This is a genomic window from Heliorestis acidaminivorans (assembly GCF_008933955.1).
Taxonomy (GTDB): Bacteria; Bacillota; Desulfitobacteriia; order Heliobacteriales; family Heliobacteriaceae; genus Heliorestis; species Heliorestis acidaminivorans.
Genome location: NZ_WBXO01000001.1, coordinates 501,522 through 514,220 on the forward strand (window position 1 = coordinate 501,522; position 12,699 = coordinate 514,220).

Below are 12,699 nucleotides of genomic sequence, written 5' to 3' on the forward strand. Positions count from 1 at the left end.
ACTACAGTACAAGCCTATAGCTATTACTATTTACTGTCCTTAGCGAGACCTACCTCTTCCCTTTACGAAAGCTTCTTACCTTTTGCTTAGCTCGATCTGCTTCACTGATCAGTTCATCACGAATAGCTCGACCAGTGAGCTTCAAAAAGACATCATCTAAGGTAGGTTCATGAACATGAATGCTTAAGATAGCACCAGGAAAATCTGCTACTATCTGGGGAACAAAAGAAGATCCATCTTGGACTTCAAGGCGCAGAAATTCTCCTTCTAGCTTACTTTCCAGATTATAACGTTCTTGAATGAGCTTGGCTATCTCCTCATTCTGATTTGTTTTCACTGTAATTATATCTCCACCTACTTGAGCCTTAAGGCTCACTGGCGAATCTAGAGCTACAATCTCGCCATGATCGATAATCGCAATGCGATCACAATGCTCAGCTTCTTCCATATAATGGGTGGTCATGAAGACTGTTAAGCCAAACTCATCGCGTAGATTAATCACATGATTCCAAATAGCGCGGCGCGTCTGTGGATCTAGACCGATAGTAGGCTCATCTAAGAAAAGTACCTTAGGATGATGCAAAAGCCCGCGAGCAATTTCTAAGCGCCGTTTCATACCACCAGAAAACTTACGAACCTGATCGTCTTTACGCTCTATTAAGTCCACCATCTTAAGAACTTGCTCCATACGCTCTCGCAATAGTTCCCGCGGCACATTGTAGAGCATGCCATGAAAATATAAGTTCTCTTCTGCTGTAAGACGATCATCAAGAGAGTAATCTTGAAAGACCAATCCAATAGATTGGCGGACTTTCAAAGTTTCCTTCGATACGTCAAAGCCATTGAGTACTGCTTTTCCTGACGTCAAAGAAAGAAGTGTGCAGAGAATCTTTATTGTCGTAGACTTACCTGCCCCATTAGGGCCTAGAAAACCGAAGATCTCCCCTTTTTCTACTGCAAAAGAAATTCCCTTGACAGCTTGGAAGTCACCGTACTTCTTAACTATATCTTCCACATGTAGTATCGTCATCGCTTTATACGATCCCTTCTTATTGCTAATAATTACCCTTTTAATATAACATCTTCAAAGTAGAAAAAAAAGCACAGCCCTCACCGTTCCCTAACTACCTCATATGCTGTAGTAGGGGTGGAAATAAATGGATTGGGCTATGACACCAACAAATGGTGAGTTTCTTCTCACCATCTTATCGGTACTTATTCTTACAACGGTTGAAACTTTTAAATACGCTTTTTGTGGTCGACCCCGGGTCTATAAAACCTTTAAAGGCTTTGTCTTAATTGCCGCTGGTGTATTATGGGGCGGCATCTATGGGCTCTGGCAAGCTGATTGTCTATGTTGGCCAGGATTCAAAAAGGGCGTAGAACTGGGCATTTATGTCGCTTTCATAACTGGTGTATCCTACGGCATTATTAAATCAATACGAGATAACAAAAAAAGTTGAATTAAGCCTTTACAGTTTTGCTATGATAGTAGTAAACTCTTGATATGTTATTATCTTGGTCTATGCTTAACTGGTGATCAGAATTTAATAATAATTGATTGCTAGGGGTGCCGTATTTGATCGGCTGAGAGAGAAGAAGCCTTCTCAACTCTTTGAACCTGACCTGGGTTGTACCAGCGTAGGGAAGCATTTTGAGTGATTAGACGGTCACGATAAAAAGGCTACCCTGCGGGCGTAGTCTTTTTTTTACAGAAAGGAGTTTCTACTATGACGGTTACTATTAATGGAGAGCAAGTGGAAGTAGCCACAGGGACTACCTTGATCTCTTATCTTAAGGAAAAGGAACTTCCTATGGAAGGCTTAATTATTGAGTATAATGGTACTATTATTTATCAAGATGATTGGGAGAAAATTGAGTTTATTGAAGGCGACAAAATCGAAATACTGACCTTTGTAGGAGGTGGCTAAGCATGGACAAGTTGATCATTGGTGACTTGGAGATTAGAAATCGTCTCTTTATTGGTAGTGGCAAATTTGCAAATGAAGCGATTATTAAAGACATCATGGCAGAAACTGGTGTAGAAGTTGTAACGGTAGCTTTACGCCGTGTTGACTTGAAAAATAGCCAAAACAATGTATTAAACCATATCCCCAAAGAAACTATCCTTATGCCTAATACTTCTGGAGCTAGAACAGCAGAGGAAGCCGTTCGCATTGCACGCTTAGCTCGTGCTAGTGGCTGTGGTAACTGGATAAAGATTGAAGTCATATCTGATAACAAATACCTTTTACCTGACAATAATGAAACTATCAAAGCAACGGAAATTCTGTCTGCTGAAGGTTTTGTCGTCCTACCTTATATGCATCCCGATCTTTATGCCGCTAAAGCGCTTGAAAAAGCTGGTGCCGCCGCAATCATGCCTCTCGGTGCTCCTATTGGCACTAATCGAGGTCTAAAAACAAAAGAAATAATTCGCATCCTAATCGAGGAATGCACTTTACCTATTATAGTTGACGCTGGCATAGGTAAGCCTTCAGAAGCTTTGGAAGCTATGGAGATGGGCGCTGCGGCCGTATTAGTCAATACAGCTATTGCTACAGCAGGCGATCCTTTGCTAATGGCCAAAGCCTTCAGCCAGGCTGTACAAGCTGGTCGTCAAGCTTTTCTAGCCCAACCAGGCCAGACTGTAGATTATGCTCGTGCTAGCTCACCTTTAACAGGCTTCCTACAAGACTGAAACGTAGTAGAGGATTGAACTAAAATGTCTTTTTATCCCCTCTTACAAAAGTACAAAGATTTTGCTCTAATAGAGTCTTTGCAGAAAGTTACACCTCAACAGGTAGCGGCTATTTTACGCAAAGATCGACTGCAAGCTCAGGACTTTTTGGCTCTTTTGTCTCCTACAGCGTCAAGCTTTTTAGAAGAGATGGCTCAAAAAGCAAATCGTCTTACCATACAACATTTTGGACGAACTGTTCAGCTCTACACACCTCTCTATTTATCTAACCTCTGTGTAAATCGATGTCTATATTGTAACTTTAATCATCTGAACGAAAGTATAAATAGGCGGCGACTTTCTCCTGAAGAGATTGAAGCCGAAGCAAAAGCTATTGCTCATACAGGATTAAAGCAAGTCTTACTCTTAACAGGCGATGTCCCTGGTCAGGAGCCTTTGCAGTATCTTGTTAAAGCATTAGATATCGTCAATAAGCATTTCACTTCTATCTCTATTGAGATCAACGCCTTAAGTACCGATGATTATGCTCTATTAGTTAATCATGGCGTTGATGGACTCACCATTTACCAAGAAGTCTATGATGAAAGTACTTATGAAGAGCTTCATCCCAAAGGGCCAAAGCGAGACTATCTCTGGCGACTTGATGCTCCCGAGCGTGGCTGTCAAGCTGGTATGAGAAGAGTCAACATTGGAACATTGCTAGGATTGCACCACTGGCCAACAGAAGTCTTTTTCACGGGCCTACATGCTCAATATTTGCAAGATCGCTACTTAGACACAGAGATTTCTATCTCTATACCCCGTATCAAAGCAGGACCTGAGGGCTATCAACCACAAGCGCCAGTGTCAGATCGTGATCTTGTTCAGATCATCCTTGCTTTCCGACTTTTCATGCCTCGACTAGGTATTACTCTTTCCACTAGAGAATCAGCTTCTTTACGAGATAATCTTATTCCCTTAGGTGTCACTAAGCTCTCCTCAGGAGTTAATACGGCTGTAGGCGGTCACATTGATGAAGATGCTCAAGATGGGCAATTCACCATATCTGACGAACGTTCGACAGAGGAAATTAGCCAGATGTTGATTCAACAAGGCTACCAGCCCGTTTTCCAAGATTGGCACAACTTATAAAAGATATAAAAAAAGCCTGCCTTTTTATCAAAAGGTAGGCTTTTTTTCTGCAAGTGCCAGTAGTCTTTCCACCATTATTGTTGGATGAAGTATCTCCACGGCGCCATTTAGTCGTAAAGCTTCTCCGGGCATACCGTAGATAACTGATGAGGCAGGATCTTGTACAGCTGTATAGCAACCTTCTTCACGAAGCGCTTTCAAACCCTTTGCACCATCTTTGCCCATACCCGTTAATAGAAAAGCCCAGCAATGAGGGCTAAAGTTTTTTTGCAAAGAATTAAAAGTCTCATCAATAGAAGGTCGATGACCTGCTATTGGAGGTGCTGTTGAAATTCGAATTATACCTTTAGCAGTAACATGTAAGTGCTTGTCTTCCGGTGCAAAGTAGACTGTGCCTGCCTGGATTTTTTCTCCTTCTTGGGCTATTTTTATTCTGATCTTGCAGTTAGGTTGTAGCCATTCTACAAAAGAAGTTATAAAACCATCGGCTACATGCTGAACAGCAAGAATTGGTACGGGAAATCTTTTCGGTAAAGCACGCAGAATATTTAAGAAAACAACAGGTCCACCTGTAGATGCACCGATAGCGATTATAGAGGGACTGCTTAATTGCACTTTATTAAGTGCTCCTTTCGTTGGTACTATAACAAACGATGGAGCGTACCTATCAATACATCTTGATCAAAAGTTGATTTAGTCAGATAAGCATCGGCACCAACCGTTACGCCCTTCTTTTTCTCACTTTCTTTTATTAGAGATGTTAATAAAACTACGGGCATCTGATTTAGCTTGCTGTTTTTTCTAATTTTTTCAGTAAGCGTAAATCCATCCATATTAGGCATTTCAACATCTGTAACTAGGGCGTGAAAAGAGTTTTCTTGTAATAAGTGCCAAGCTTCAGCTCCATCTACTGCTGTTGTTACTACAAAATCTTGACTTTCTAATATTCTTTTAACTTGTACTCTCGTTGTGATCGAGTCTTCAACTAGCAATATGTGATTCCTTTTCTTTTCGGAACTAGGTTTTTTTACGTTGAAAGATTTGATTTTTTCTTTTTGTACAGACTTAACAATATCGTAGGGATTGAGGACTATACAGGTTATACCTGTTCCTAAAATAGTTACACCCATAACATTGCGTATTCTTTTTAAGAGCGAAGAAAAAGGCTTTACAATAACTTGACTCTCTGTAACAAATTCATCTACTGCAAGTGCTACTTTTTCTTCACCATTAGATACAATAATGGCACTATAACGTTCAATTTGCTTCGTTTCTATAGGATTTTCTTCTGGTAGTTCTAACAAATCAAGCATTGCTTTAATAGATAAGGGCTTTCCTTGATAAGTAATAGCTTCCCGTCCTTCTGTATGAAAAACATCGTTAACATGAAAAAAGTGTAATGCTGTAACATCTTCCGAAGGGATGCCATAGTAGTATGGTCCTACTCTGACAACTATAATCGATGTTGTCATTAAGGAGACTGGTAAGCGAAGTTGAAAAAGCGATCCTTTGCCTCTTTCAGATTGTAAGCTTATTGAGCCTTTTAAGCTCTCTATTCGACTTTTTACTACATCTAATCCAATACCACGACCCGATAGGTTTGATACATCAGCGCGGGTACTAAAGCCTGTCTCAAAGATAAGCATTTGAATTTGCTGTTTAGACATAGTGGCCATTTCTTCTTTGGTGTAAAGCGATAGAGCTAAAGCTTTAGAGCTAACACATTCTTCGTTAACACCATTGCCATCATCTATAACTTGTATTAAGACGTGAGTAGATGTCTGCTTAGCTTTTAGAAGTAACGTAGCTTCTGCTTCTTTACCTTGTTCTAAACGTTTTTCCGGACTTTCTATGCCATGATCAATAGCATTACGAACAAGGTGAATTAGAGGATCTTTCAATTGTTCGATGATGAATTTGTCAACTAGAATATCTTCGCCTTCAGTACGCAATTTAATCTTCTTGTTTTGACTTTTCCCTAAATCACGAACCATTCTATGATATTGTTCGAATAAAAAGGAGAGGGGCATGAGCCTCATACGACTAACTTCATCGCCAATTTGCTGAGAGATCCAGTTCAGACGTTCGCAGTCATTGTCTAAATGCTTATAGGTTTCGTTCAGCTCTTGACTCCAAAGTGCTAATTTCTTATTTGCCATTGCCTTTTCTTCTTTTTCTGAACCATAAGTCAACTTTTTATTGGCAAATTCTTCAAACTGCAACTTAATATGCTCTAGATGAGTAATCCTTTCTTTTAATCTTACTTGAGCTACGGCCAATTCACCTGCTTGTTGCAGTAGGCTATCAAGTTTGGCCGTTTCTACACGAACTGTTTCAAATCGAAATTCATTGGACTGACTATAAGTTGATAGTCTCTCCTGTGAGAATAGACTATCAACTTCTTCTGAACGATGCTCTTGCTCTCTTTTCTGATCTTCTATAACTTGTTGAGCGAAAAAACGTAATTGATCAAGGATTTCTGTTAAGCTCGTTACTTTTTCTTCTGTTATCTGGACTTTTCCTGATTTAATCTTATCAAATTCATCTTCAAGTTGATGAGATAAGTCTTCTAGTTCTTTCTGTTCGATAAGACGAGCCACCCCTTTTAAGGAGTGGGCATCCCTAAAAAACTCATCTATCAGTCCTTTATCATTATGGTTCTGCTCAAGGCTCAAAAGGGCTCTTTCCATACGATCAAGTCGTTCTGTCGCTTCGGCCTGAAAAACTTGTAGAAGTTCCTCATCGATGATTTGCATGGACCTCACCTTCTCACTATACTGTGTCTTTGAGCGTTATCCCTGCTTTACGAAGATTTTCCATTCCTTCTTTGGTTTCACTAATTGAGGAGGCTGTTTCTTTAGTGCCCTGGGAAATATCTTCCATAGCTGAAGAAACACCAGATACGGCATTGCTTTGTTGTTCTAGATTAAGAGAAACTTGTTCAATATACTGCGATATTTCTTCCATACTTTTTTGCAAAGAGCGGAAAGATTCACCGTTCTGGCTTGTTAAAAATTCTGTTGCAACCATCTGTTTTGTTCCCTCTTCTGTAACCATAACAGTCTGGTTAGTGGCTTTTTGCAGTTCCACTACTATTGTTGTGATCTGTTGAGAGGCCTTTTTGCTTTGGTCCGCAAGTTTACGAATCTCTGCTGATACAACAGAAAAACCTTTGCCGTGCTCTCCAGCGCGAACAGCTTCTACAGCCGCATTGAGAGCTAGCATGTTCGTTTGATCGGCTAGCTCTTTAACTGTTGAGCTAATGTTGCCAATCTGGCTAATTTGTTCACTTAAGTTTAAGATCTGATGAGCAATTGAGTCTACTTTTGAACGCAAGCTTTCCATGTCTTCAATCATGGCTTCTACAGATAGTAGCCCTTCTTCTGCCGCTTCCGAAGATTGTCGAGCATTTTTAGCAATTTTGATGACTTGTTGAAATGTTTGTTCAGAAGAAGCTTTTAACTCTTCCATTGTTGAAGTTATTTCTGCAACTGATGTAGCCTGACCTAATGCAGTTCTTTCGTTTTGCTCCATAGATGCCGCTACCTGGGCCGATGTAACGGCAATCGTTTGAATAGTTTCTCTAACAGGTCTAGCAATGCTATTGGATAAAGTAAAGGCTACCAAGACACCTAAAATTAAGGCTACTGCCGTTATAGCAACAGCCATCATTTGACTAAATTCATGATGGGCTTCTGCTTCAGCTTGTAATGTCTTAGCTTCTTCTGTGTACTTTTGATTAATCTGGTTGATCAATTGATAAGTCTTTTCAAGTTCAGGATTTAGTTTTTCATAGAAGAAGACGTTGGCTTCATTTCTAGCCGAAGGTCCTTTAGCGATAATCTCTGCAAATTCAGCACCGTAGTGATGAAGCATGCGATGAGGTTCTTCTATTGCCAGGTAGAGTGCTTTATCTTCTTCTGACTTATTCTTAAATTCATCAGTCGTAATAAAATGGTAATACCATTCTCCTAATAGACATACTCGATGATCTAGTTGCTCTTCAAAGCTTCTCCCGTCAATGAGTGAATTCTTCGCTTCAATTACCCAGTACAAGTGAGCTTTTTCTAAGTCGGCCATAAAAGACGACATGGCAGTTCCCTCTAATGCTACTTTTCTCATCTCAATGTTTTTATTTGTGTATATGAAATTTATACTTAATAGAACTAGCAGAAAGAGAAAAAGTATGGAAAAGCTAATAAAAATTTTATTCCGCAAACTAAACTTCCAAACACTCGCCATGGTCCTACCTCCTTAATCAGATCTCCTCATAAACAACAAGTTCTTCTCTTTGAAAGATTCCTTCTATATCTAATACGGTAGCCATAAATTTATTGCGAAAAGGAATATGACCACGGGCATACTCACTTGCAACAGTACTCAATGCGGTAGGTACAGGTAAAAGTTCTTCTTTTTTGATTGTTACTAAATCCATTATAGCATCAATATGTAAAGCCCCGAGAAATTCAGTTGAAGCAATAAGTACTAGTTTGTTTTGATGATTTTTTTTTCGTTCTAGTCCCAGAAAGGGACGTAAGTCAAATACTGTTATAATCTGACCACGCAAATTAGTTACTCCCATTACATGCTCTGGTGTACATGGAATAGGGACTATTTCTGCTTGGCTAAGAAATTCCTGCACGTGATTAAGGTTAAACCAAAACAGTTCTTTACTTATACGAACAACAACACCAACATGCTCATGATCTTGATTCTCTTTATATGTAAAATCTTGTGATAATAAAAAAGCTCGCTCTGTAAGAACCTTTTGCTCTTCTATCGTCCAATTCTGAGGCTTATTCTTCACTTGATTTGTGATATTTTCTACTAACTTGTCCATTAGTAAGTTCAGTTCTAGAAGAAAGATAAGTTCGCCTTTGTGACGAATTAAAGCTTTTACTATGGGAGGCAACATAGATTGCTCTTGTAGAAGAGGCAATTCTTTTATCTCTTCCTCATAGTAACACATATCTTCCACAGCTTCTGCTACTATTGCTAAGCAGTTGTTCTGCCACTGTAAGATTACAATTTTGTCTCTACTGCTAATCTGATGAGGATCTCGTCCAAGACATTGGGAGAGATCGATTAAGGGAATTACCTTTCCACGCCAATCGATCAATCCTAATACGTGAGCTGGATATTCTTCTGCAGGACTGAACATAGGCAAGGGCGCGATCTGTCCGACTTGATCTGCTGGTAGGGCATAATGTTGCTCCTTGATATAGATGATTAGAAAGGCATTATCTTTTTCGATCTTTTTCATCTCCTATCTATCTCCTAGCAGAGTCTTTAAGCTTTGCAATAAGTCTTCTAAAGAAGCTTCACCTTCATACTTTATATTAGCTGGTGCTTTGGTAAGCATCTCTATTGCTTGTTCCCAAGTCTTCCTAGCTTTTCTCAATTCCCCTTGTTCTACATAGATATAACCTATTTCTATATAAGCATTAATATAATGAGGTGATAAGTAAAGGACTTTTCGAAAAGCTTCCATCGCTTTTGACTGTTGATTTTGTTCTAAGTAGATTAGACCAAGCAGGTAGTAAGCTGAGGCGTCAAAAGGATTATTTTGCAGATGCTCTTGAGAATATTGAATAGCTTCTTCATGTTTTTTATGATTCGCTTTTTCTCGAGCTTTATCTAAAAGCCCTTGCTCTCTCTCTTTCGAGGTAGCAAGAGGCTTTTTTTCTTCTTTTTTATTGTTAACATTTAATGTATGTTGAAACTTAAACTCTTTCATGGTAAGTAGGCTTGTTGTGACTGGCACTTTCTTTTTTTTCTTCTTATTAGTCCCTTGATGAAGAATATTTTTTCGCTTCCATATATGACTTTCTGGAAACAACTCAACTTGAAAGGCTTCAGTATTGGCACTAAGAATCTCAGCATGACCTGTCAACAAGTACCCCTGAGGCGAAAGAGTCTGGTGAAACTTATCTAACACCTTTTGAATAGCCTGCCCATGAAAATAAATAAAAACATTGCGGCAGACAATCAGATCTATATCGTAAATGCCCAACGAGGGGTTGGGATAGAGATCTTCAATTAGATTGACTTTCTCAAATCGCAGGGAGTCACGAATTGATTCATCAAGATGCCACTGTTCTTTTTGCTTGAAAAATTTTTTTAGATACTTTTCATCAATGCTTCGAAAAGACCATTCCGAGTAAATGCCACTTCGAGCTTTTTGCAAGGCTTCTTCATTAATGTCTGTGCCTATAATCTTAACCTTCCAGTCATGATTAGGGCCTAAAATTTCTCGAACAAGTATGGCTAAAGAATAAGGCTCTTCTCCTGTTGAACAACCAGCGCTCCAGAGAGATATTTTTTTTTGATTTTTATTGTTTTCAATTATCTGTGGCAAGACATGTTTGCTAAGCAATTGAAAGTGGCCTTTATCACGAAAAAAATAACTCTCACCTGTAGTAATCAAAGGATAGAGTTGGCTCCACTCTTTTTCCCCATCTATATGATTCGAAGCAAGCAAGGCATAGTAAGTCTCTAATGATGAGATTTTTATAATCTTCATACGTTCCTTCAATGCATTTTGAATCGTATTCAGTTGAGATGGTGAAAAAGTAAGGCCTGATTTGATGGCAATCAGGTTTTGAAGGTCCTCTATCGTTGCCATGATCACTTATTCTCCTGTTCTTTCATCAGGAATCCATTTCTTTAAGATTGCCTGTAACTCGGAAGCACCAAAAGGTTTGGATATGTAATCGTCCATGCCATTAGAAAGAAAGCGTTCACGATCACCTTTCATAGCATTGGCAGTCATGACTACTACTGGAACTGTTGAATATTGCTGATCTTTCCTTATTTGACGAACCACATCAGTACCGAGCAAGCCTGGCATTTGTTGATCTAACAAAATCAAATCATAATAGCCTTCTTGAATCTTAACCAGAGCTTCTGATCCATTTTCACATTCCTGATAATCATAATTCCATTTCTTCAACCAAGCCCCTACAATTTTGCGATTAAAGGGATCATCATCAACAAGTAATATTTTTGCTTGAAAAGTATGGTCTTTGACGTGTTCTTGTTTTATTACTTCTTGTATTGAATGACATGTTGTCGTTTTATCTTTCTTAAAGGGTAACTGGCAGAAGAAGGAGGTCCCTTGGCCGACTGTGGAATGTAACCAGATTCTTCCACCCATTGTTTCAATCAGTTGCTTTACAATAGCTAATCCTAAACCACTGCCACTATAAGAACGATTTAAAGCACCATCTACTTGATAGAATTTCTCAAAGACCCATGGTTGATCTTTAGGAGCAATTCCTATGCCTGTGTCACTAATCTTGAAAAGTAACTGTACCGATTCTTCTGTTTCCTCTACTTGTTCTACAAGCAAAGAAATTTCACCTTTGGGGGTAAATTTTATAGAGTTGCTAAGTATATTTATAAGTATTTGCTTAAGTCTTTTGCTGTCACCTATAAGCTGATCTCTTATAGGTGGTGCTATAGTTAATCGTTGTGACAATCCTTTATCTTTTGCTTTGAGAGACAAGAGATCGAAAGCTGATTTTATTATAGACGTAAGCTCGAAAGGCTTTTGTTCTAAGGAAAACTGACCGGACTCTATCTTGGAGATATCAAGAATCTCTTCAAGTAAATTCATTAAAGAGTGCGCCGCTTCTCTTACCATAATCTGATAGTTTTTCTGCTCAGCATCGAGATCAGTCTCTAAGGTAAGATCAATAAAGCCCATGATTGCATTCATGGGAGTACGAATCTCATGAGACATATTAGCTAAAAATTCAGACTTGGCTTTATTAGCTACGATAGCCATCTCTCTAGAAACTTCCAATTCTTCTTTGGCAATTTTTAGCTCTCTAATCAAAACTTTTAACTCATCAACACGATATTGTTGTCGCGTAATATCAAATATTTGAATCATAATAAACTTTTCTGAGTTTATCTGTAAAGGCTGTACTAGCATATTTTGACGAACATACTTTTTGGCTAGATCATCAACGGGGTCGATAAAGTAACGATGAAAAGCACCAGAGAAAAAGCGATTCTGGCCAGCTTCAAAAGCATTTTCAAAGATAGAACTGAAGATAGGCTTTTGAAAGCGTGGATAGAGATCGATAAGTTTTTCTCCAAGTACTTCTTCTTCTCTACGGCCTGTTAGATTGGTAAGCCATTGATTCCAGATAGCAATTCTATAGCTTTTATCTAGAATAAGAACTCCTACATTAACCTGGCTTACGATTTGCAGCAGTAATTCATTCATAGATGTCCACCAGCATTTCGTCAATCTTCTCAATTAGCCTTGTAGCAGAATCCATTTGTAACATTACAAAGATAGCGCCTTCGATACGTTCTTCACCGACTACAAAGGTATTGCGAAGCACGAGTGTATAGTGTCCTGGATGAAAAAAAGGATCTTGACGTACACCCTCAACAAATAAAAATTCAATCTCTGGCAATGAATATTCTATTCTTGTACTTAACAAATTGCCAAGGCTACCGATTATCACATTTAGTAATACGTTGCCTATTTCTTTCATGGCATCTGTGTCAGTATCAGAAAAACCAGCTTCGTTAGTGCTATGATCGGAAAATTCTTCATCACCAATCATAAGGTTGACGAGCTTTTTGCCTTTTTCTACAGGAAAAAGCAGTCTGGCACGACCACTACATTCTACACCAAAGCGTAAGGATGAGGAGACGACATGACCTTTTAAGATAGAGGCCACTAGCTCTTGTAAGATAAATCTATCGCGTGTTTGTAACAATTGCACATCAGGTACTTCGAGGTAAACCTTCTGATTCACCATCTCTGAAAGAACTTGACCTGCCTGCCCAATAACAACATTCATATACTCTTTAAGCGCATCTTGTTGAAGAGGGTTAAGCATAGG

General features: G+C 39.0%; 12 protein-coding genes and 1 riboswitch. Of the genes, 4 read left to right on the forward strand and 8 right to left on the reverse strand.

Features of this window, described 5'->3' with window-relative positions; all coding sequences use genetic code 11:
* Positions 1 to 49 precede the first annotated feature (49 nt).
* Complete coding sequence (locus tag F9B85_RS02430; protein WP_151618100.1) at positions 50 to 1,030, reverse strand: ATP-binding cassette domain-containing protein; 981 nt, start codon at positions 1,028 to 1,030, stop codon at positions 50 to 52.
* Between the two features lie 127 nt (positions 1,031 to 1,157).
* Here F9B85_RS02430 and F9B85_RS02435 point away from each other — a divergent pair, with 127 nt between their 5' ends.
* The 4 genes from F9B85_RS02435 (at position 1,158) to thiH (ending at position 3,832) form a co-directional block, all read left to right on the forward strand.
* Positions 1,158 to 1,463, forward strand: coding sequence for a hypothetical protein (locus tag F9B85_RS02435; protein ID WP_151618102.1), 306 nt, complete (start codon positions 1,158 to 1,160; stop codon positions 1,461 to 1,463).
* A gap of 93 nt (positions 1,464 to 1,556) precedes the next feature.
* Positions 1,557 to 1,665, forward strand: a riboswitch (TPP riboswitch).
* A gap of 65 nt (positions 1,666 to 1,730) precedes the next feature.
* The gene (thiS, locus tag F9B85_RS02440) at positions 1,731 to 1,931 is read left to right on the forward strand and encodes a sulfur carrier protein ThiS (RefSeq protein WP_151618104.1); all 201 of its coding nucleotides are present in this window, start codon (positions 1,731 to 1,733) and stop codon (positions 1,929 to 1,931) included.
* 2 nt (positions 1,932 to 1,933) lie between these two features.
* Positions 1,934 to 2,701: a thiazole synthase gene (locus tag F9B85_RS02445; protein WP_151618106.1), complete on the forward strand. Its 768-nt coding sequence runs from the start codon at positions 1,934 to 1,936 to the stop codon at positions 2,699 to 2,701.
* 24 nt (positions 2,702 to 2,725) lie between these two features.
* On the forward strand, positions 2,726 to 3,832 hold the full coding sequence (gene thiH, locus F9B85_RS02450) for a 2-iminoacetate synthase ThiH (protein WP_151618108.1): 1,107 nt from the start codon (positions 2,726 to 2,728) through the stop codon (positions 3,830 to 3,832).
* 27 nt (positions 3,833 to 3,859) lie between these two features.
* Here the strand turns inward: thiH and F9B85_RS02455 are convergent, their stop codons facing one another.
* The 7 genes from F9B85_RS02455 to F9B85_RS02485 form a co-directional block, all read right to left on the reverse strand.
* The gene (locus F9B85_RS02455) at positions 3,860 to 4,447 is read right to left on the reverse strand and encodes a CheB methylesterase domain-containing protein (protein ID WP_170270108.1); all 588 of its coding nucleotides are present in this window, start codon (positions 4,445 to 4,447) and stop codon (positions 3,860 to 3,862) included.
* A 26-nt stretch (positions 4,448 to 4,473) separates the two neighbouring features.
* Positions 4,474 to 6,588, reverse strand: coding sequence for a hybrid sensor histidine kinase/response regulator (locus tag F9B85_RS02460; RefSeq protein WP_151618112.1), 2,115 nt, complete (start codon positions 6,586 to 6,588; stop codon positions 4,474 to 4,476).
* 16 nt (positions 6,589 to 6,604) lie between these two features.
* Complete coding sequence (locus F9B85_RS02465) at positions 6,605 to 7,924, reverse strand: methyl-accepting chemotaxis protein (RefSeq protein WP_170270110.1); 1,320 nt, start codon at positions 7,922 to 7,924, stop codon at positions 6,605 to 6,607.
* A 166-nt stretch (positions 7,925 to 8,090) separates the two neighbouring features.
* Complete coding sequence (locus tag F9B85_RS02470; RefSeq protein WP_151618116.1) at positions 8,091 to 9,095, reverse strand: chemotaxis protein CheW; 1,005 nt, start codon at positions 9,093 to 9,095, stop codon at positions 8,091 to 8,093.
* Positions 9,096 to 9,098: 3 nt separating this feature from the next.
* On the reverse strand, positions 9,099 to 10,457 hold the full coding sequence (locus F9B85_RS02475) for a CheR family methyltransferase (RefSeq protein ID WP_151618117.1): 1,359 nt from the start codon (positions 10,455 to 10,457) through the stop codon (positions 9,099 to 9,101).
* Between the two features lie 6 nt (positions 10,458 to 10,463).
* A complete protein-coding gene (locus F9B85_RS02480) occupies positions 10,464 to 12,068 on the reverse strand; it encodes an ATP-binding protein (RefSeq protein ID WP_151618119.1) in 1,605 nt (534 codons plus the stop codon).
* On the reverse strand, positions 12,061 to 12,696 hold the full coding sequence (locus tag F9B85_RS02485) for a chemotaxis protein CheC (RefSeq protein ID WP_151618121.1): 636 nt from the start codon (positions 12,694 to 12,696) through the stop codon (positions 12,061 to 12,063). The genes F9B85_RS02480 and F9B85_RS02485 overlap by 8 nt, the downstream gene beginning before the upstream one ends.
* Positions 12,697 to 12,699 lie beyond the last annotated feature (3 nt).